We start from the raw sequence: 21493 nt of genomic DNA, 5'->3' as shown, positions 1-21493 counted from the left end.
GTCTTGATTAATCATTAGAATCTATCTTAATAAAAACAATCACCTTTATTTATGATAAGGGTGATTGTTTAAAATAGCTTGTGCTCTAAAAATTTGTTCTACTAAAAATAGTTTCATTAACTGGTGTGGGAAAGTCATCTTTGAAAAAGATAAAAGCAGATTTGACTTTTCTTTAACAGCATGACTTAAACCAAATGAGCCACCAATGATGAAGGTAATTGACGGACCAAAGTTTGTTGTGACATGATCTAAGGTGTCTGCAAACTCAACACTATCTAACATCTTACCTTCAATAGCTAGTGATATGACATAACTATCTTTTGCGATTTTAGACAATATTTTTTGTCCTTCTTTTTCCATACCTGTGATACTTGCTTCATCTGTTATTTCAACCATTTCAATGGTTTTTATTTGTTTTGCGTAGTAATTGATTAATTCATTTAATCCCTTATCTTTAACTTTACCAACACTAATAATCTTTACTTTCATAGTTTAATACCCGGTAAGGATTCTTGTGATGCAAAGATCACATCAATCTTAAGTAAGTCTTCTACATGATCTACAATTGCTTTTTCAATGTCAAAGGCATCATTACATTCTTCACTAATATGTGCAACAATCCATTTAGACCTCTTATTTTGAATGAGTTTATTCATTAAGACAGCAGCCTCTTCATTAGAAAGGTGTCCTTGAATACCTAAAATACGTTGTTTTAATGCGAAAGGTCTTCTTGAACCAAGTAGTTTTTTAGGGTCAAAATTAGACTCTAAAAGATAAAGGTCTGCATCTTTTAAGACCTCATGATATGACTCATCTACATACCCAGTATCAGTTAAACAAACGAAGCTTTTTTCTCTCCAATCAAACCTAAACCCAACCGGTTCTTTTGCATCATGAGACAGTAAAATTGGCAGTACTTTAAACTGCCTAAATTCAAAGGATTCATCGGCTTTTATAATCACTGTTTTAGGTAGTAATTGTCTCACTTCACTACTTAAAGAATCTAGTGTTCCTTGAGTTAAATATACCTCTTTTAAATGTCCAGCCTTAAGCATCCCAAGTAACCCAAATATGTGATCTGAGTGTTCATGTGTCAAAAATAGCGTGTTTACAGCGCTTACATCTTCACCATATGCTTTCATTTTTTGAACAATCTTTTTATAACTAATACCTACATCAATAAAGAATGATACGACCTCGTTTTTAACGTATGTTATATTTCCTTTAGAGCCTGAGGCTAATACAAATACTTCCATAATTTTTCACCTATCACTATTGTAGCATAGTTTTAAGCATTTTTTAGCATGATATAAATGTTAAAACAGGTAAAAAGTGGTTGCAATAAGCGCTAAAAAATGCTATATTATATGTGCTGTAATTTTTTCAACACAATTAAGGAGTGAATCGCATTTATGAATAAATTAAAAACAATATTCTCAGCTAGGAAAATCGCTATTTTTTTAATGGTAGCAGTTTCTGCGCTCATCTTGGTGGCATGTGGACCAACAAATAAGGTTCCATATGGTTCATTGGGAGATAATGCCTACGTAACAATAGGCGGCAACACTGTAACAGAAAAACAATTATATGATCAATTAAGAACATCTTCAATTAATAGATTAAACACTTATATTGATGAGGTAGTTTTTGCTGATGTAGTAATTGACAAGGCAAATCTATCAGTTTTCGAGGTTAAAGCATTTGAACAAGAAATCAATACAGCACTCTTCTCATCTGCAGCAATCACACCAGAGCAACTAAATGATCTTCCAGATAGTATGCTTGCACAAAGAATCTTATCATTTGTGGACTCATTTATTATTACAAATCCAGGTGTTGATAAAGACGATTTAATCAACTTCTTAGATGATGTTATAGCAGATGTGATCGCGAGAGGTCAAGCAGTTGACTTTGATAAAGATGCTCCATTTGTATTTGGTTATGTCAACAAAGCAGCTTATCCAGCTTATCAAGGGATAATTGATGCTTTACTTGATCAATACAAATTACCAGTTCAAAAGAAAGTTTATGCAAATGGCTTATTAGGGGATACAGTCGGCGCTGAAACAGGCGATATTAACGATGAAGACTCAACAGCTTACATTTCCGAAGCTCATGCAGTTACTTACTACAAGAATAATATTGCTGGTCGTTATGACACTTCAGTAGTTATTGTTAAATTCGAATCTGTATTAGAGTATGAAACAGCTTTACGTAAACACTCTATTAAGTCAAACTCACGTGGTGAATGGTATAGAATTCCAAATATCGCTGATCAAGATTTAATCGACATTTTACAAGGTGGTTCTTCTCACCCTGAATGGAGTACAGATGGTTATCATCAAAAAGCTTTAGACATCTTAGTTAACGATCTTAAACAAGATCCAAACAATTTAAAGACTGTTGACTACAGAAATACTGATTTTGCTACATACTACAGCAAATATGTAATCAACTCTACTACTGATGCAGCTTTATTATTAGATGATGCACAAGGTAATAACCAAGTATTACAAGTATTCTTAGAAATCTATGATGAATTACACGATACTACTTATGCAGCTGACTTAGCATCAAGTGCTATTTCAATGAATGACTTAATCGCTGAATTCACAATGGAATATACTGATCCAAGATTTGCTTCAGCAGCAGATTTAAGAAATACAGTATACAACATGGATTCAAACGTATTATATGATGGTGGTAATGGCCGTGATGCGGATGATGTACCTTACGCTAAACCATATTCACGTCAAGTACAATCCATCGCTGGTGGTCAATATCTATTATTCTTATTAGATGACAACCGTGATGATGATAAAGATATCTTAGATGAAACTGATGCTGAAAATGTTAAGTTCTTAGAAAACGAACCAGCACAAGCTTACAAAAATGAAGCTTATGCTAAATTAATCGAACAAAGACTAACTACTACTTACGTAACTTCTAAAGTAACTGAAAGATATAAAGATGTTAAAATTAATATCTATGATCCAATTATTCGTGAATTATACGCTAATCAAAATGAATATAAAGGTTCAAAAGGTTATAAAGACAACAACACATTATTAGATGTAAATGGTACAGTATTAACTGTAAATGACTTCTTCGCTTATGTAGAAGAAACATTAGGCTTATCAACTGCATTAGACATTATCTTCATTGAAAAATTAAGAGATGCTTATGGTGCTGAAATTACAGCTGATGATATGAAAGACTTCAGAAAACAATTTGAAACTCAATATGTAAACCCGTTCTTAGCAAACCAATACCAATCAGCTGGTTTCCCAGCAACTATGGGTATTGAAAAATTCTTACTTCTAGGATTTGGTGCTTGGGCACAAGATGGTAGAAGCGCTACTGAAGATGCATTAGATAAAATCTATGTACAACAAGAGTTAAGAAAATTATTCCAAGAAGACTTAACAGTTCACTTTGATCACGATACAGTTGACAACAATATTTATACTAAGTTAGCAACACTTGCAAACACATTACAAGCTAATGATGTAGCAATTGATGCATCACACTTATTATTCCAAATCGACTTAGACCGTGATGGACAACCAGACAATCCAAATGAATTAGATCAAGCTACACGTGATGAATTAGAAGTATTAATCCAACAATTAATTATTCAAGTTAACAAACGTGCAAAATTAGCACCATCTATTACTCAAGGTTTACAAAATGTTGTTCAATCATACAATAACTCAACACGTTATACATTAACTACTGTTGCCTACCCAGGTACAGATGCTACACAAGAAGAAATTGATGAATACATCAACTCATTCAACCGTGAAGACGTTTGGGTTCCATTTAGAAAAGCTGGTATCAAACTTGTTTACCAAGACTTAGGAACAATCTCAAATGAGACAAACTTCCCAGGTTCACAAAACGGTTTAGATGCAGACTTCTACGAATATGCAATTAACATGGCTCAATACATTAAAGATCAAGTAAACGCACCTGATAATGGTGTTGCTCCAACTCAAGAAGAAAAAGTTAACCGTGCTAATGCACTTCTTCCAATGTATGCTCCAACAAACATCGATTCAGCATCTAAGATTGAATCAGATGGTAATGCGGCAGTTCGTACAGCATTTGGATGGCATTTAGTTATTGCTAAATCATTCGTACACCAACAATCAGCTTTATTAGAAGCAGTTGCAGAATCTGAAAAATTAGATTACACTTCAAAATTAGATAATCCTTACGTATCAGGTACAAAAGTTGTTGGTTACAACAACGATGGTAATGAAATTACTTGGGAACAATTATATATCTATATTGAAGAAGCTAAAGATGAAAAGGGTATTACTACCTTGCCAACAGCACTACAAACTACAATATCTAAATACTTCGGACCAATCTTCTCAAATACTAAATATACTTCTACATTCGCACAATTAGAAATTGCATTCCAATACATCTTTGAAGGCGATATCGTATTAGCTAATGCAGACTTAAATGCAAGATTACAAGTATTAAGAGATGCTAACTTCAACCAATTCTTCAGTTATGCTTACTTTGATGGTATCGATGGTACAGGTTCAACAATCTATGATCGTGCATACAATGCATCATTCGCAGCTTCATACGGTGATTTCTTCAACGTATTACAAGGTGCTTAATTCATAAATATACAAGTTTAAATGCGACTAGAAATAGTCGCATTTTTCTATATATATCTACATAAAAAAAATCCCTAAGTCTAGGACCTAAGGATAATTCGTTATTTTTTAAGTTTTGATTTATAGAAACGCATCTTATCTAGTACTGCAACACTTTGAGTAAACTCACCAGCTTTAGTAGATTCTAAGGCTGTTTTTAATTCTGTAAACTTAGAGTCAATGGAATCAATATACCAAAGAAGCAATGCTTCCCCAGTTTGAGGTTTTTTTGGAGAACCGAAATTTAGTTGTCCATGATGTGAAACGATTAAGTGTTTTAATAAAAGTACTTCTTCACTATCTTCTACACCTAATATGGTTGCAGCTTTTTCAACTTCAATGCTTGCCATCACTAAGTGACCAATGAGTAAGCCTTCTGTTGTATACTCGCCATCTACACCCGTCATTTCATCAATTTTTGAAATGTCATGTAGTATCGTAGCTGCATAGAGTAAGTCTTTATCCAAATAGTCATATACACTTAACATCGCATCGACTAATTTTAACATGGTAAATGTATGATAAGCTAAGCCACCTACATAGGCATGGTGAAATTTAGTCGCTGCAGGATGCAAGTAATATTGACCTTCATGTTTTTCATATACAAGTGTTGTTACATCTTTTAGAATCTTATTTTCTATTCTATTTAAGAAGGATTCAATACCTAGACGAATATCTTTTAAAGGAATTGGTGCATAATCATAGAATAATGAATACAGTCTATTTTTATCTTGTTTAGGAACATCTGAAACTTCTAAAGGTGTTATCTTGAGTGCTTTAAATTGTTTAACTTCTTCTTTGTAAAAAGCTTCTACTTCAAAGACAAATACTTTACCTATAGCAAGTAATTGATCATCTTCCATATTTAATTTCACATTGAAATGTTTTTTATCTTCTAAGGATAAAGATGCATTACAATAGTTGTCACCTTTATTAATAGATTCTACTTTACCAATAATTATGTCCATCTGTTACACCTCATATGTACTAACAAAACTTGTTAATGCTTCTTTATTGTTAGACAGTTTCTTTTCTAGAATATGATCAATCATGTGTGCTTTTAATTTACCTAACCAAGCACCGGCTTTTTTATTTACAATATTCATAATCTCTTGACTTGTCAGTGCAAGATCCAACTCACTTTTTAGTGGTAAGTTATTAAATCTTTCTTGAAGTGATTGATTTTGATAACTTTGTTTACCTAAGTTAAAGTTCACTTTATTAGCAAGTAAAGATATCTCTAATCCATAGTGATACAGTGCAGTATCTGGAATTGTTGTTGGGTGCATTAAAGCAAGTTCACTTGCCTTTTGATATTTATGACGGTGTCTATTTGAAAATGTCCATTTAGCCGGAATAAATCCATTGTTTAAAGTAAATGATAAAGCAAAGAATGTATCAATAAAAGGCATTTCTTCTAAATTAGCGGTATGTATAATCCCTTTTTCTAATCCAGGTAGTACTTTATGTATACCTGTTTCAATCATGGAGTTTAAGGCCGTTTTTAGATGTTTACCTTTAAGTATTTTAATGAGTTCAGCATGAATGCGTTCCATCGCTAACTCTTTAATTAAATGTGCATTATCTTGAATTGCTTGTTTGGTTACAGGTTCTATTTCAAAGCCTAATTTGGATTGGAAATAGAATGCTCGTAACATACGTAGTGCATCTTCTTTAAAGCGTTCGTTTGGATCTCCAATCGCACGGATGATTTTATGTTCGATATCTCTTTGACCACCTACGTAGTCATAGATATTTTGATACTCATCCATTAAGATACCATTCATTGTAAAATCACGACGCATCACATCATCATTAACGTTATCTGAGTAAATGACGGAATCCGGATGTCTAAAGTCAGATGTAGGACCATCTGTTCTAAAGGTTGTCACTTCAAAGGATACATTATCATACATGATAGTTATCGTACCATATTTAATACCTGTAGGGACCGCCTTAAAATGTTTCATAACTTCATATGGTTTGGCACTGGTAGTTATATCGATATCACTAAACTTGGCTTTCATTAGAAAGTCTCTGACCACGCCTCCAACTAAGTAAGCTTGATAGCCATGTTTCTTTAAATCTCTGATTAAATTTTTCGCTGATTTTAAACTCATATTTTTATAACCTACCAATTATTTTATATACCTTTAACATTATATCAAAAATAGCACATTATAAAAAGGGAGGACTCAATAAATGTGTGAAAAACTTATATGTTTTTATGATATACTTTTATATAAGGTGATTATATGTATTATCTAGAAAAACAAATTGAACATAAAATTATTATTGATAAGTCAGAATTCATAGCTATTATTACACCCATAGATAGTATTTTAGACATGCCTGAAATACTTAAAATCATTAAAAAGACTTATCCTAAAGCAACCCACTATTGTACAGCATATGTCTTTGAAAACTCTCAAGGATCAAATGATGACGGTGAACCCTCTGGTACAGCAGGCGTACCCATGCTTGAGGTTTTAAACAAACACAATCTACAAAATTGTTTTGCTGTTGTGGTGCGCTATTTTGGCGGTATCAAACTTGGTGCGGGTGGTTTAATTAGAGCGTATGCTAAATCTATCTCACAAGTTTTAATTGATGCACCTATTTTAAAAAAGATAACTACAACCAATTTTGAAGTCACATTTAAATATGATCAAATCGGTTTAATCGATCACCTTTTTAAAGACTTTATCACACATAAAGATTTTTTAGGTGACGTCATATATGAACTTTCTTTTACGGATGACTTAAGTTTAATTGAAGAACATCGTCATTTGTTTAAATTGGTAAAAGAAAAAGGAACTAAAGATATTTTAGTTCCTTGGAAATAATTCAATAATGTCTAATAACATTTTAGCTAAAAAGTAACTAGTTAATAATGAAAGAATTAAATATGCTGCATTGATTTCAAAGAGTCTATACTTTTTGAAATATTTTTCTATTTCTATTGCTTGTAGAATTCTAAAACTTACGAAGAAACCTACTACAAATACAGACCAAAATACAATATAAGTCACATATGGATTCATTATTTAGTACCGAAGAGGCGGTCTCCTGCATCTCCAAGTCCTGGTACAATGTAGCCAACCTCATTAAGTTTCTCATCTAATGCTGCTAAATATATTGGTACATCCGGATGATCCATTTGAAGACGTTTAACACCTTCAGGACACCCTACTAGACCAACAAATCTAACATCTTTAGCTCCACGATTTTTAAGTTCAGTGATTGCTGCAGTAGCTGATCCACCCGTTGCAAGCATTGGGTCAACAACTAACACTACACCATCTAATATGTCTGTTGGGAATTTTGCATAATAAGATACTGGTTCTAGAGATTTTTCATCTCTATATAAACCAATATGGCCTATTTTTGCACTTGGTACCATATCATGAATACCATTCACCATACCGAGTCCTGCTCTTAAAATTGGAACGATAACAAGTTGTTTTTTTAATTGTCTACAAATTGTTTTTTGAATTGGAGTTTCCACTTCAATTTCAACAGTTTCTAGATCTTTTGTGATTTCATAAGTGATTAATGCACCAATTTCTCCAACAGTTTCTCTAAATGTTTTTGTACTGGTGTTTTTATCTCTTATAAGTGCCATTTTATGATCGATTAATGGGTGATTTAATACAACAAGTTTGCCCATGGTTTACTCACCATTTTCAATAGCTGCAATCTTGTCTACGCGATGTTGATGACGAGATTCTTCATGTGCATTTAAATATGCATCAACAATAATTTTTGATTCTGATGTTGTTTGGTTTCTGCCACCAAAAGCAATCACATTTGCATGATTATGCTCTCTTGCAAGTCTAGCAGTTAATTCATCAAAGACGTGAGCTGCTCTAATACCTTTGACTTTATTTGCTGCAATACTCATACCAATACCAGTACCACATACTAATAATCCGACTTCGACTTCCTTATTTACAACAGCTTCTGAAACTGTTTTTGCATAATCAGGGTAATCTACTCGGTCTACTGAGTGTGCTCCGAAATCAACAACATCATAACCTTTTTTAGTTAAGTACTCAATGATTTCAGTTTTTCTATTAAATCCCGCATGATCTGCGCCAATGCCTATTTTCATATGTCACCATCCTCATTTTTATTTATTATAACATAATAATATCGATTAATTGGTTGATATTCATATCAATTATTGATTTTGACTATAGTTTGCTTTTTTACGTTCGTTTGCTTTTAAATATTTTTTTCTAATACGAATTGATTTTGGAGTAATTTCAATTAATTCATCATCATTGATGAAGTCCATACATGCTTCTAAACTCATTTCAATTGGTCTTTTTAAGACAACTGTATTGTCTTTACCAGATGTACGCATATTTGTTAATTTCTTTTCTTCAACGACGTTGATGACTAAGTCATTATCTTTATTATTCATACCAACAATCATACCTTCGTAAACATTGACTCTTGGTTCGATAAAGAATTGTCCTCTATCTTCTAAGTGTCCAATGGCATAAGCTGTAGTTTGACCATCTTTAAGTGAGACAAGTGCTCCGTTTTGGCGACTACCTATATTGTCATTTGACATTTTTTTGTATTCTAAGAAACTATGTGCTAGTACACCATAACCTTTAGTAGCAGTTAAAAATTGTGTCATAAGGCCAATTAATCCACGTGAAGACATGTTATATACAAGTCTTGTTTCGTTAACACCTTGGTCCATTTTAATAACTTCACCTTTACGGTTACCGAGTAATTCCATCACGCTACCAACAAATTCATTAGGTGTATCCACTTGAACTTCTTCATGTGGTTCACTTAATACGCCATCGATATTTTTAATAATAACTTTAGGCCTAGATACAGCAAATTCAAAGCCTTCTCTACGCATTGTTTCAATTAAAATACCTAAGTGTAATTCTCCGCGTCCTGAAACTAACCAACTTTCAGAACCTGGTTCTTTTTCCACTTTTAAGGATACGTCTTTTTGAACTTCTCTAGTTAATCTTTCATCAATCTTACTTGCTGTAACAAACTTACCTTCTTGACCTGCAAAAGGTGAACTATTTGTTAAGAAAGTCATTTGAACAGTTGGTTCATCGATGTGTAGTAAAGGTAATCTTGTAGTTTCACCAACTTCAGTAATGGTGTCTCCAACAAAGATATCACTTAATCCAGCAATCGCAACAATATCGCCAGCATAAGCTTCAGCAGTTTCAACTTTTGTTAAACCACTATAACGATATAGTTTTTGAATTCTAAAATTATCTACTTTTCCATTAGGACGTAGACAAGATACAAATGAGTTTACTTTTAATGTGCCTTGAAATACTTTACCAATACCCATACGACCAACATAGTCATTATAGTCAATTAATGCTGGTTGGAAAAGTAATGGTCCATCAAGTTTAACATCTGGTTTAGATACATGGTTAACAATTGTATCTAATAATGGTTTCATATTTTTAGCTGATTCAAATTCAACATCAAAACTTGATAAACCTAATAAACCAGAAGCATAAATAATTGGAAATTCCAATTGATCATCGGTTGCACCTAGATCAATAAATAGGTCAAACACTTGGTTTACAGTCTTTTTAGGATCTGCAAATGGTCTGTCAATTTTATTGATAACAACAATCGGTTTTAATTTTTCTTCTAAAGCTTTTCTTAAAACGAATTTTGTTTGTGGCATGACACCGTCTTTAGCGTCTACTAATAGTAATACACCATCAACAAGTTTCATAATACGTTCAACTTCACCACCAAAATCGGCGTGCCCTGGGGTATCCATAATGTTAATACGATAATTACCGTATTCAATTGAGGTAGCTTTTGCAAGAATTGTAATACCTCTTTCACGTTCAATATCAATGTTGTCCATTGCACGTTCTTGCATGTGTGAGTTTTCACGATATTCACTTGATTGTTGTAGTAGTTTATCTACTAAAGTAGTTTTTCCATGATCGACGTGAGCGATGATGGCAACGTTTCTAATTTCCATATTTTATACTTCCTTTTATAAGCCTTTATCATTTTATCATATAATGAAAAATTTTCATGAAAAAAGTTCTATTTTTCAAGAACTTTCATTATTTCATCAAGTGTGATGTCACCTTGTCTAATAAGTGATGGTAAATCATGTGTAAAGTCTATGACTGTAGACGATACCTCACTTAAAGACTCTTCATTTGGGTAAACCTTGTCTACTTTATCACCAAATACCTTCATGATTGCATCATAATCATTTAATGGTGGTTGATTTGAGTAGTTTACAGAGGTTGTTTTTAGTGGTCCTAGTTCATCGATTAACTTTAAAGCTAATTTATGATTTGGCATTCTAAGTCCGATTGTTTTTTCTCCACTTTGTTGATAGTAAGCATCACTACTTTCAAAGATAAGTGTTAACCCACCTGGCCAAAATTTAGATGCTACTTTTAAAGCATTATCACTCGCCTTAGCAATCTCTTTTACTTGTTCTAAGTTTGAAATTAAAATTGCTATGGGTTTATTAAAGTCTCTACCTTTAATTTCATAGATTTGTTTTAAGCCTTCCTTATCTAAATAAGGTGTGCCTAATCCATAAACAGTATCAGTTGGGAAAATAAGTAATTTAGTCATTAAATACACCACCTAAACCAACAAACGTCATACGATCTTTACCTTGTAAGTCTTTTAGTTGTCTTACTTTAGCATCTTTAAAATATTTTAAGATTAAAGTTTTTAAATTTTCACTTTGATACATACTATGTTCAAAGGCAATGAGTGCCTTTTCTTTTAGATAGTTTTTAGCATTCTTTAAGATAATCTCATAAGGTTCAAGTCCATCTACACCGCCGTAAAGGGCTAAACTAGGTTCTTTTGTTACAACATCCTCTACTGCTTCATCATTTGGAATGTAAGGCGGATTTGCGACGATTATATCGTATTTTTTGTTGATGTTACTAAACCAATCCGATGCAATAAAATTCACTTTGCTGCTTAAGTTTAATTGGTTTTCTCTTGCAACCATAAGTGCTGTCACAGAGATATCTGATGCCTCTACTTGCATGTTAGGTTCTTCAATAGATAATGTAATAGCAATCGCTCCACTACCGGTACCTAAATCAAGTACATCGACTTTTTGGTCTTCAAAATATGTGTCATAGATAAGTAGTGTTTCTTCCACTAATTGTTCTGTTTCTCTTCTTGGTATTAATACTTGATCACTGACTTTAAATTTGTAACCATAAAAGTAAGAGTAACCTACAATATGTTGTACAGGGGTACCTTCTATGGCGTAGCGTTTAAAACCATCTTCGATTTTGTTAATGAGTTCTTCACTTACTTTAGAATTCATCTTTAAATAAAACTCTGTTGGTGAATAACCTGATAATTCGGTAATTAACCAACTCATTGCATGTGGTTCTTTACCTAAACTGATAACCCTTTTTTCATAGGTTTTTACTAAGTCTTGAAGTGTCACTTTGATTGTCCTTCTAATGCTTCTTTTTGGATTTCGTTAATGAGTGGTTCGATAATTAAATCAATACGACCTTCCATAATTGCATCTAGTCTATTAATGGTTAAACCAATACGGTGATCTGTTACTCGGTTTTGTGGGTAGTTATAGGTTCTAATCTTTTCACTACGGTTACCACGTCCGATTAAAGCTTTTCTACTTTCGCCTTCTTTTTCTAGTTGCTCTTGTTGAATTTTATCATAAATACGAGTGACTAATAATTTATAAGCTCTATCCTTATTTGCATGTTGACTACGTTCTTCTTGTGATGTTACAACGACATTTGTAGGTATATGCGTTAAACGAACTGCTGAATAAGTTGTATTAACAGATTGTCCACCTGCACCTGATGAGTTATATGTATCAAAACGGATATCTTCCCACTTGACATCATACTCAATATCCTCTTGTTCAGGTAATGCAAGTACGACTGCAGTTGAAGTATGAATGCGCCCTTGGCTTTCTGTTTCAGGTACGCGTTGTACGCGGTGTACACCGGATTCGTGTTTTAAATAACTAAATGCATTCTCACCAGAAATGATGAACTCTATACCTGCAAAACCACCACTAGAACCTGGTGTTGTATTTACAAGTGTAACTTTCCAGCCCATACTTTCAGCATATTTAGAATACATTTTAAATAAATCACCTGCAAAGATGTTACCTTCATCTCCACCTGCTGCACCCTTAATTTCAATGATGACGTTTTTATCGTCATCTGGATCTTTAGGTAGAAGTAAAATACGTAAACTTTCTTCTAAGTTTTCAATATCACTTTCTAGTGATTTTTCTTCAGCTTTCGCCATTTCTAAAACACTACTTTCAGTTTCTAACTCAAGTAGTTCTTCTAAATCTTTTAATTGTTCTTTTAAACTTAAATATTTTTCATATGCTACGACAGCATCTTCTAAACTTTTAAGTTCTTTCATGAGTTTTGTAATCTCTTTGACATCACTAATACCTGATGCCAATTTTTCTTGTAACGCATAATACGTTTTTCTCATGACTTCTAATCTTTCAAACATAATTTTCTCCTTAGAAAATAGTATAACCAATAAATCCAAGTATACCCGATAGTATGATCAGCCATATAGGATTTATCTTTTTAAATACAAATGACACAACCAATACAAGACCAAATATCACCAAGGCAATATAATCTGTATTAAATGCAACTAAACCTTCAATACTACCAAAAATCGCATTAATTACAACTGAAACCCCAGCAGACAAAATAAGACCTACAGTTAATGGATTAATCCAACTTAATGCATATCTAACAGGTTTAGACTTTAATATTTTAGCACTAAATATAGCAATTAAGATAATTATGATAAAACTTGGTAAAACAACCCCTAAAGTGGCCAAAATTGAACCCCATACACCAAACGAGTTATATCCTACAAAAGTTGCTATATTTATTGCAAAAGGACCAGGTGTTGATTCCGCAATACCAATAAATTGATCTACTTGAACAATCGATAGATAGCCTGCACCAACAACTTCATTACGGATAAGTGGTATCATTGCATAACCACCACCAAATGTAAATAAACCGATTTTAAAGAATATTAGGAATAACTGTATTAACTCAATTAGCATCTACTTTTCCTCGATTCATGAATAGTCCATAAATGATTGCAAATATTGCAGTAATGATAATTAAGTATACAACAGAGAAACTTGGTATAAATAATGAGATTAAAAATCCAATAGCCATGAGTATGACATTGATCACAGTCACTCCTAAGCTTTTTGATAAAGAAAACCACGCATTGAATATTAATACAGCAACACCTGCATTAATACCTTTTAAAACATTTTGAATATGAATGTTTTGACTAAACGCTTCTAAAAATATACTAATTAATATAATAATGATAAAGGATGGTAATACAACACCTAAGGTTGCTGCAACTGATCCCCCAACCTTTTTTTGTTGGTAACCAATATAGGTTGCACTATTAATTGCAAACGGTCCAGGTGTAGATTGTGATATTGCCAGTAAATCTAACATGGATTTTGAATCCATCCACTTTTTGTTTTCTACAAATTCTCGTTCCATAACACGCATCATTGCATATCCACCACCAAAGGTAAATAGTCCGATTTTAAAAAACGAAATAAATATATTGAAATAACTATTCTTTCCCATAAACGCCTCAACTTTCTGCCACATGCTTGTATATTTTACCACAAAACACCCTATTTTTGATATGATATAGTCATACAAAGGAGGTATATTTTATGAACAATCAATTACACAATGGATTGAATCAACAGGTAGCCAATCTTGCAACACTTTTCACAAAGCTACATCATTTTCACTGGTTTATTGAAGGGAAAGGCTTCTTCACTTTACACGAAAAGTTTGAATCACTTTACGATGAGGTCAATGAATTATATGACGCGTTTGCTGAAAGATTAATTATTATCGGTGGTAAACCAGCATCTACTTTAAGTGCCTATCTAAAACTAACAACACTTAAAGAAACAGAGACATTAGATTCTAAATTGATGGTAGACGAATTAGTGGATGACCTAAAACAATTAGTTACTGAATTTAAAGCATTAACTAAGGAAAGTCAATCACAAGAAGATGAACAAACAGCAGATATGTTAATTGGTGCTGTTGCATCATTTGAAAAACACATTTGGATGTTTTCCGCATTCAATAAATAGTGTGCATATAAACAAAAACCTGGAAATTTTCCAGGTTTTTTTGTTATTGTTTTATAATGATTAAGCTTCTTCAATATTGGATTGTTCATCAAATCTTGAGTATTGAGGTGAGAAGATAAAGTTAATTTCACCAATACGTCCTTGACGGTTTTTACGCACCAAGATTTCTGTTTGTCCTGTTTGTTCACCATCACTTGATGCTGCATAGTATTCTTCTCTATGAATAAACATAACAATATCGGCATCTTGCTCGATCGAACCAGATTCTCTTAAGTGCGCAAGCGTTGGACGCTTATCCGTTGATTTTTCAACATCACGAGAAAGCTGACTTAATGCCAGTACCGGAACACGTAATTCTTTAGCCATTTGTTTTAAAGCTCTAGAGATTTTAGAAACTTCTTCTTGTCTGTTATTACCATCAGCATGAATTAATTGAAGATAGTCAATCACAACAAAATCTAATTTACCTTCTTGAGCAAGACGGCGACATTTTGCTCTAATATCATTGATATTTGATGAAGATGAATCATCAAAATAGATATTATAGTCATTTAAAATACCTGTCATATTCTCATAGTTACGCCATTCTTGTGGTGTTAAAAAACCTGTTCTTAATTTAGAGTTTTCTATATGAGACATACTTGCTATCATACGGGTTACTAATTGTTCATTACTCATTTCAAGAGAGAAAATTGCAACGCCCGCTTTACCGCCTTTATTATACTTAGCAGCATTTAAAGCTAGGTTCATCGCAAACGCTGATTTACCAACAGCAGGTCTAGCAGCTAAGATAATAAGTTCTTCTGGTTGAAGCCCATTCGTATATTTATCTAATGTAGCATAACCAGTTCTTAAACCTGTTACTTCACCTTTTTGATTTTGTAAGTGATGTAATTTTTCGGTGACATCGCCAACAATATCTTCGATATTTTTAAATGCTCCAACTTTTCTTCTTTGAGATAAACTTAAGATTGCACCTTCAACTTTATCTAAGTATTCAGCAGAGTTAATATCTGATGTAAGACCTTGAGTAGCAAGCTCTTGTGTAATTCTAATAACATCTCTTTTTAAGGATAAGTCTTTAACAATTTCAATATAGGTATCAATATGGTCAATGGATACAGTATATTCTGATAAATCAAGAATATAAGATAATCCACCAACAGTTTCTAATTGAGATTTATGCTCTAAGATTGATTTTAATGATGTGTAGTCAATCGATTTACGATCATTATACAAATCCTTCATTGCTTGAAAGATAAGTCCATGTGCATTTAAGTAAAAATCACTTTCGGAGATCTCATCAAAAATATTCGGTGCAGTTTGACTATCTAAAAGAATAGCCCCTAATACTGATTTTTCAGCATCTACTGCGTTAGGAATTTTATTGGCCATAACTAATCTCTTCTTTCAATTATATTTACTTCAAATGTTGCCTTTACACCTTTATCTAAACTTACAGTTACTGGATAAATACCAACAGATCCAATGTCATTTGCTAATTCTAAACGCTTTTTATCAATCATCACACCATGTTTTTCATGGAATGCTTCAACGATTTGCTTTGTTGTAATCGAACCAAAGCGTTTACCATCCGCACCAACATTAATAGATAATGTAATAGATTTACCTTCAATTTCAGAAGCAACCTTCTTCATTAATTCTAAGTATTTTGCAGCCTCTTCACGTTCTTTTTCTTTTTTATCTTCTAGTTTTTTAATGTTTTCCTCATTTGCAAAAACAGCAAGTTTATTTGAAATTAAGTAGTTGGCATAACCACCTGCTAATTCAATCACTTGATCCTTTTTACCTTTACCTTTAACATCTTCTAATAATATAACTTTCATAGGTGTATTGTCTCCTCCATATTCTAATTCTAATATATGTTTTAATTGTAGGTAAGCATCATTGACACTTACATCTTTAATTTGGGTCGCTGCAGAACTTAAATGTCCACCACCGCCCATTTCTTCCATGAGTAGCTGAACGTTAATTGCACCAAAACTTCGTGCTGAAATACCAACAGTACCATCTGAGAAATTAACAATTGTAAAGGATGCATCTACATTTTTAATTTCTAGTAAGGATTCTGAAAGCTGGGCAATAAACGTACGATCATTAAAGACGTCTTCGGTCTTTACAATAGCAAATCTATCTAAGAATATTTCAACTTTACCCAGTAATTCGTTTTGTTTAATAATTCTGTTTAAATCACTTCTTAGCCATGTTTTAACCATCATGGTGTCTGCACCATAATCTTTTAACTTAGATGCAACATCAAACGTTCTAGCATTGGTTCTATATGTAAAGGTGTTTGTATCTAAAATGATACCACCATACATGACACTTGCCTCAGGAGCATCTAATTGTATTTCAACAGGGAAGAAACTAAATAACTCCATCATAAGCTCTACTGTAGATGAGGCACCCGGATCAATAAACGAGAAATCGCCTTTAATGGATGCTTCATTACCACGGTGGTGGTCAATGACAGCAGTCTTTAATTTTAAATCAAGAAGTTCCTTACTGTGAACGATTTGCGGGTTTTGAGTATCTAAAATCATGAGCAGAGTATCTTTAGTTTTACGTGCTAGGGCTTCTTGAGTTGTAATAACGTGTTTGGTTACTAGGTGATTCATGGATAATAAGTAATTATAAACATCAGTAACTGTCGGATCTAACTTTTCCATATCAACAATTAAATATGCAGCAATATCCGGTGTTGTAAGTGACATTTTAAGTGCACCTATCATTGCACCAAATGAGTCTAAATCCGTTTGATCATGACCCATAATATAGATTTGGTCTGCCTTATTTAAGGTATCCCCTAGCATTTGAGCAGCTAGCCTAGCATTGGTTCTACTTGATCTAGTAATCGATTCTAATTTCGCACCAAAGTATGCAATCTTTTGATTTTGAATATTTACAACCGCTTGGTCACCACCACGCTTTTCAGCAAGTTCAATCGCGTTTTGGGCATAATCTGATAATTCATCATATTCTAAATCCCATGATGCAATACCAATGGATAAGGTCACTCTAATACCATAATTGGTTGATATATCACGTATATGCTCTAAGATATCAAACTTCTTAGCCATCATATCTTCTAATCGTTTACGTTTGATTAACATCACCATTCGGTTATCACCGTATGGTTTTAAATAACCATTGTATTCATCTACCCAATCTGCTATGGCTGATAAATACTCACCTTTGATACTCGTTTGTTCTGAGATATCAAAGTTTGTCATATTATCTTCAAAGTTATCAAGATTTAATATACCAATAGCTGGTAAGTTTTTAATGAATTCCAACTTCACATTTTCTCTGGATGTAACATTAAATAGGTAGATAACTTGGAAAGAGTCTTTATATAACACTTCATATTTTTGGTCTTTAACTGAGATAGTTATGGGTTGTTTATTATCACTTAATAAATAATCTGCTAAAGATGCAGATATCTCTGCAACAGGTCGGTCAATTAACCTACCTTCAAATATGACTTTAGCATATTGGTTCACCCATTTAATTTCTTTTAATCCTTCATCAAGTACTAAAATACCTATCGGTAATTCATGAAAGGCATCATCACCAACTTGATTGACACGTGGTGATAGTTTACTCCACCTTGCAAGTCTATTCTGTAAATTCTTAATGTACTGTTTATAATTATTTACAATAGTTAATATTAAAACAAACACTGCTAAAAGTGTTATAACTATAAAAGTCATATAGGAGATGAATTTAATGTTAGGAATTTGATTAAACATTTCTGTAAAGGTTACTAGAGTAAATACCAAAAAAGCTATTACCCATAAAGTGATTAAAATTCCATTGATTAATTTACGCATTCATATAAGCCCCTTTCTTTAATAAATTATATCATAATTTAGTGATTATGAGGTGAATGTTTCATTCTTCGCACGATAATTTAATGTTTAAAAAAAACAGAAACTCTATTTAGTTTCTGTTTTGAATTATAATTTTAATTTTATATTATTCTTTAACGAATGGTAATAATGCCATATGACGAGCACGTTTAATAGCTACAGCTAGTGGTCTTTGCCATTTTGCTGAAGTACCAGTCACACGTCTTGGTAAGATCTTACCACGTTCAGTGATAAATCTTTTTAGCAATTCTGTATCTTTAAAGTCAATATGGGTAAATTTATTTTGTGTAAAGAAACAAACTTTTTTACGTTTTCTAAATCCACCAGCACGATTTTTTCTGTCTTGCATTGTTAAATTCCTTTCTTAAAATGGTAAATCATCATCAGCAATCAAGTTTTTTGTACTTTCATACAATTCATCTTGAGCATCATTTGATTGATTTGCCTCATATTTATTTCTATATTGTCCAGAGTTATCAGATTGATTAGAACTTCTAGACTCTAATAGTTGTACGCTGTCTGCTACAACTTCTGTAATGTATACTGTGCGGCCATCATTATCTTCATAATTTCTTGTTTGCATGCGACCATCAACAGCTAGTAAGTTACCCTTTTTAACATAATTTTTCATGAAATCTGCAGATGCTCTCCATGTAACACAGTTAATGAAGTCTGCTTCTCTTTCACCACTTGCAGAAGTGAAATTACGATTCACAGCTAATGTAAAACTCACAACGCTTGCACCTGAGGTGGTCACTCTATGGTCTACATCTTTTGTTATACGGCCAACTAATACGACACGATTAATCATAATTATTCGCCTTCTTTGACTTCAATATTACGAATCACTGATTCAGTAATATTAACGACACGTTTGTATTCAGCAATCGCTTCTGGCGATGCTTCAACCAACATCCATACATAGTAACCTTTTCTATGTTTGTTGATTTCGTATGCTAAATCTTTTAACCCGATTTCTTTTAAAGATAAAACAGAACCACCGTTTGATGTGATTACGTTTGATAGGTTAGCAACAAGACCTTTTAATTTTTCTGGGTCTAATTGTGGATTAGCGATGTACATTAATTCGTACTTTCTCATCGTTTTTTTTCCTCCTTTTGGACTTCTTGGTCATCTCTGACAAGGATCAATTTTTTGCATTTTTACATGCTTTCTAATTATATCACTAAATAAATGAAATAGCAACCTTACTTTTTGATAATTTCATGTAACATTTTCACAACTTTTCTAACGGTTGTTTTAATGTTTTGTTCACGGCTATCTTCTGGGTAGAAAACAATATCATCTACATAGAGTAATCCCTTGTGTAAAACCCCTACGTAAGCCATATTCTTATCTTTTCCACTTGCATAACCAGTCACTGATACAGCAAAATCAGCACCTGTAATTTTTTGTAATTGAGTTGCCATTAAAGATGCAATTTCATGTGAAACCACACCATATTTATCAATATCTTTTTGATCCATTTTTAAGGTTCTCACCTTAGCTTCATCACTATATAAAATGAATCCTTCTTTAAAGATTTTTGAAGCACCTTGGAACTTAACCAATTCGTAACTTAAGCGTCCTCCAGTCATAGATTCTGCAAAGCTTATCGTTTGATTTGTTTTTGTTAAATAGTTATGTACAAGTTTCATTTGATAACTACCTCCAGTTCAAGATTTTCAAATATGTGTAAATCTTCATTGAATCTAACCACTTCAAATGTGTAAGTATTACCTACTTGAAGTGTGCCGATTGCATTAATTAAGTCCTCATTTGATTTAATCTCAACACCATTTAGTTTTTGAACCAAATCAAATCTTTCTAAAACACCAGCACTTGATCTTGTACTATTAACTTCTATGATTACAACACCACTAGAATTTTTAGGTACATAATCATAAGGATCAAAGTCTGCTGCTTTATCACCAAAATATGCTTCATATTCCATACTTACAAAATCATCATATGGACGGATGATAATACCTAATTTAGGTGTCACATTACCTAATCTTCTTTGAATAACTTCTGCTACTTTATTAACATGGATGGCATCACCCACTAAATAAATTGTTTCACCATTAATGATTTCAACACGTTGAGTATTGACACCAATAAATGTACCATCATAACTAAATAGTGGTCCCCCTGAGTTACCTGGATTAATATTTGCTGTATGACTGACATAGTAGCTATTAAGATCAGAAATAATACCTAGATTAGTTGTTAAATTAAAATTATCTTTAGATACTGGCGTACCTATACCAAATACATATTGTCCAACAGATAATTGAACGTGAGTATTTGTTTCAGTATCTAGTGGTTTAATTTCAATTAATGGATATTCATAACTAGATTCAAAACGAACAATTGCTATGTCATCGTTATCAGTTTCTGAGAGTGGAAAAGCGTAGATATCACCAATTTCGATGTTACCTTGATTTGTTTTAACTTTCATATAAGTCATGGTTTCCACCACATGATTATTCGTTAAAACATAATAGTAATACATACCGTCTTTTGAAGGTTCTCTATCAAAGATTAACCCTGATCCTAATGACACTTCAAAAGTCATGTAATAGCCAAATAAATTGACTGTACTATCACTTAAATCTTCTACTAACGCTTGAAATTCGGCTTCTGTTGGCACATCCCTTATTGGATGTGCTATGTCACTAGGCAAGCAACTCGTTAATAAAAGTAGTAATAGCACTAAACTAAATGCGTATACTTTTTTCATAGAC

23 protein-coding genes are annotated in these 21493 nt (G+C 32.7%); 3 read left to right on the top strand and 20 right to left on the bottom strand.

The annotated features are described in order from the left end of the window. Window positions 1-45: 45 nt before the first annotated feature. Both ACL_RS01045 and ACL_RS01040 read right to left on the bottom strand, forming a co-directional pair. Entirely contained in the window at window positions 46-489 is a 444-nt protein-coding gene (locus ACL_RS01045; RefSeq protein WP_012242169.1) for a 23S rRNA (pseudouridine(1915)-N(3))-methyltransferase RlmH, read from the bottom strand. Further along, complete coding sequence (locus ACL_RS01040) at window positions 486-1256, bottom strand: MBL fold metallo-hydrolase (protein ID WP_012242168.1); 771 nt, start codon at window positions 1254-1256, stop codon at window positions 486-488. The genes ACL_RS01045 and ACL_RS01040 overlap by 4 nt, the downstream gene beginning before the upstream one ends. 156 nt (window positions 1257-1412) lie before the next feature. Between ACL_RS01040 and ACL_RS01035 the strand changes: the two genes are divergently transcribed. Next, window positions 1413-4637, top strand: a complete 3225-nt coding sequence (locus ACL_RS01035) for a hypothetical protein (protein ID WP_012242167.1) — start codon at window positions 1413-1415, stop codon at window positions 4635-4637. A gap of 101 nt (window positions 4638-4738) precedes the next feature. On the opposite strand, the gene ACL_RS01030 is transcribed toward ACL_RS01035, so the two are convergent. Together ACL_RS01030 and ACL_RS07140 are read right to left on the bottom strand one after the other, a co-directional pair. Then, a complete protein-coding gene (locus ACL_RS01030) occupies window positions 4739-5644 on the bottom strand; it encodes an HD domain-containing protein (RefSeq protein ID WP_012242166.1) in 906 nt (301 codons plus the stop codon). Between the two features lie 3 nt (window positions 5645-5647). After that, window positions 5648-6796, bottom strand: coding sequence for a CCA tRNA nucleotidyltransferase (locus tag ACL_RS07140; RefSeq protein ID WP_012242165.1), 1149 nt, complete (start codon window positions 6794-6796; stop codon window positions 5648-5650). A 135-nt stretch (window positions 6797-6931) separates the two neighbouring features. Here ACL_RS07140 and ACL_RS01020 point away from each other — a divergent pair, with 135 nt between their 5' ends. Beyond that, on the top strand, window positions 6932-7522 hold the full coding sequence (locus tag ACL_RS01020) for an IMPACT family protein (RefSeq protein ID WP_012242164.1): 591 nt from the start codon (window positions 6932-6934) through the stop codon (window positions 7520-7522). On the opposite strand, the gene ACL_RS01015 is transcribed toward ACL_RS01020, so the two are convergent. The 9 genes from ACL_RS01015 to ACL_RS00975 all read right to left on the bottom strand — a co-directional run bounded on the left by ACL_RS01015 (window position 7505) and on the right by ACL_RS00975 (window position 14326). Beyond that, window positions 7505-7720 carry a DUF1146 family protein gene (locus ACL_RS01015; protein ID WP_041633731.1) on the bottom strand — a complete coding sequence of 72 codons (216 nt, stop codon included), beginning with the start codon at window positions 7718-7720 and terminating at the stop codon, window positions 7505-7507. The two genes, ACL_RS01020 and ACL_RS01015, sit on opposite strands and share 18 nt — an antisense overlap. Further along, complete coding sequence (upp, locus tag ACL_RS01010; protein ID WP_012242163.1) at window positions 7720-8346, bottom strand: uracil phosphoribosyltransferase; 627 nt, start codon at window positions 8344-8346, stop codon at window positions 7720-7722. Before upp ends, ACL_RS01015 begins: the two co-directional genes overlap by 1 nt. Window positions 8347-8349: 3 nt before the next feature. After that, the gene (rpiB, locus tag ACL_RS01005; protein WP_012242162.1) at window positions 8350-8790 is read right to left on the bottom strand and encodes a ribose 5-phosphate isomerase B; all 441 of its coding nucleotides are present in this window, start codon (window positions 8788-8790) and stop codon (window positions 8350-8352) included. Window positions 8791-8859: 69 nt separating this feature from the next. Further along, the gene (gene typA, locus ACL_RS01000; RefSeq protein WP_012242161.1) at window positions 8860-10674 is read right to left on the bottom strand and encodes a translational GTPase TypA; all 1815 of its coding nucleotides are present in this window, start codon (window positions 10672-10674) and stop codon (window positions 8860-8862) included. A gap of 68 nt (window positions 10675-10742) precedes the next feature. Further along, entirely contained in the window at window positions 10743-11291 is a 549-nt protein-coding gene (locus ACL_RS00995) for an L-threonylcarbamoyladenylate synthase (protein ID WP_012242160.1), read from the bottom strand. Then, entirely contained in the window at window positions 11284-12135 is an 852-nt protein-coding gene (gene prmC / locus ACL_RS00990; RefSeq protein ID WP_012242159.1) for a peptide chain release factor N(5)-glutamine methyltransferase, read from the bottom strand. Before prmC ends, ACL_RS00995 begins: the two co-directional genes overlap by 8 nt. Beyond that, on the bottom strand, window positions 12132-13196 hold the full coding sequence (prfA, locus tag ACL_RS00985) for a peptide chain release factor 1 (protein WP_012242158.1): 1065 nt from the start codon (window positions 13194-13196) through the stop codon (window positions 12132-12134). The genes prmC and prfA overlap by 4 nt, the downstream gene beginning before the upstream one ends. Before the next feature lie 10 nt (window positions 13197-13206). Next, window positions 13207-13773 (bottom strand): chromate transporter, encoded by a 567-nt coding sequence (locus ACL_RS00980; RefSeq protein WP_012242157.1) that lies wholly within the window; start codon window positions 13771-13773, stop codon window positions 13207-13209. Beyond that, complete coding sequence (locus ACL_RS00975) at window positions 13763-14326, bottom strand: chromate transporter (protein WP_041634531.1); 564 nt, start codon at window positions 14324-14326, stop codon at window positions 13763-13765. The genes ACL_RS00980 and ACL_RS00975 overlap by 11 nt, the downstream gene beginning before the upstream one ends. Before the next feature lie 92 nt (window positions 14327-14418). Between ACL_RS00975 and ACL_RS00970 the strand changes: the two genes are divergently transcribed. After that, window positions 14419-14853 carry a Dps family protein gene (locus ACL_RS00970; protein ID WP_012242155.1) on the top strand — a complete coding sequence of 145 codons (435 nt, stop codon included), beginning with the start codon at window positions 14419-14421 and terminating at the stop codon, window positions 14851-14853. A 60-nt stretch (window positions 14854-14913) separates the two neighbouring features. On the opposite strand, the gene dnaB is transcribed toward ACL_RS00970, so the two are convergent. The 7 genes from dnaB to ACL_RS00935 form a co-directional block, all read right to left on the bottom strand. After that, complete coding sequence (gene dnaB / locus ACL_RS00965; protein ID WP_012242154.1) at window positions 14914-16248, bottom strand: replicative DNA helicase; 1335 nt, start codon at window positions 16246-16248, stop codon at window positions 14914-14916. Between the two features lie 2 nt (window positions 16249-16250). Further along, window positions 16251-18707, bottom strand: coding sequence for a 50S ribosomal protein L9 (gene rplI / locus ACL_RS00960; RefSeq protein WP_012242153.1), 2457 nt, complete (start codon window positions 18705-18707; stop codon window positions 16251-16253). Window positions 18708-18852: 145 nt separating this feature from the next. Next, window positions 18853-19095: a 30S ribosomal protein S18 gene (gene rpsR / locus ACL_RS00955; RefSeq protein WP_012242152.1), complete on the bottom strand. Its 243-nt coding sequence runs from the start codon at window positions 19093-19095 to the stop codon at window positions 18853-18855. Between the two features lie 15 nt (window positions 19096-19110). Continuing rightward, window positions 19111-19557 carry a single-stranded DNA-binding protein gene (ssb, locus tag ACL_RS00950; protein ID WP_012242151.1) on the bottom strand — a complete coding sequence of 149 codons (447 nt, stop codon included), beginning with the start codon at window positions 19555-19557 and terminating at the stop codon, window positions 19111-19113. A 2-nt stretch (window positions 19558-19559) separates the two neighbouring features. After that, window positions 19560-19847 (bottom strand): 30S ribosomal protein S6, encoded by a 288-nt coding sequence (rpsF, locus tag ACL_RS00945; RefSeq protein ID WP_012242150.1) that lies wholly within the window; start codon window positions 19845-19847, stop codon window positions 19560-19562. Window positions 19848-19954: 107 nt separating this feature from the next. Then, on the bottom strand, window positions 19955-20404 hold the full coding sequence (locus ACL_RS07135; RefSeq protein ID WP_012242149.1) for a CinA family protein: 450 nt from the start codon (window positions 20402-20404) through the stop codon (window positions 19955-19957). Continuing rightward, the gene (locus tag ACL_RS00935) at window positions 20401-21489 is read right to left on the bottom strand and encodes a S1C family serine protease (RefSeq protein ID WP_012242148.1); all 1089 of its coding nucleotides are present in this window, start codon (window positions 21487-21489) and stop codon (window positions 20401-20403) included. Before ACL_RS00935 ends, ACL_RS07135 begins: the two co-directional genes overlap by 4 nt. Between the last annotated feature and the right edge of the window lie 4 nt (window positions 21490-21493).

The organism is Acholeplasma laidlawii PG-8A, from assembly GCF_000018785.1.
Classification (GTDB): Bacteria; Bacillota_I; Bacilli_A; order Acholeplasmatales; family Acholeplasmataceae; genus Acholeplasma; species Acholeplasma laidlawii.
This window is presented reverse-complemented; position numbering and strand designations above follow the sequence as displayed.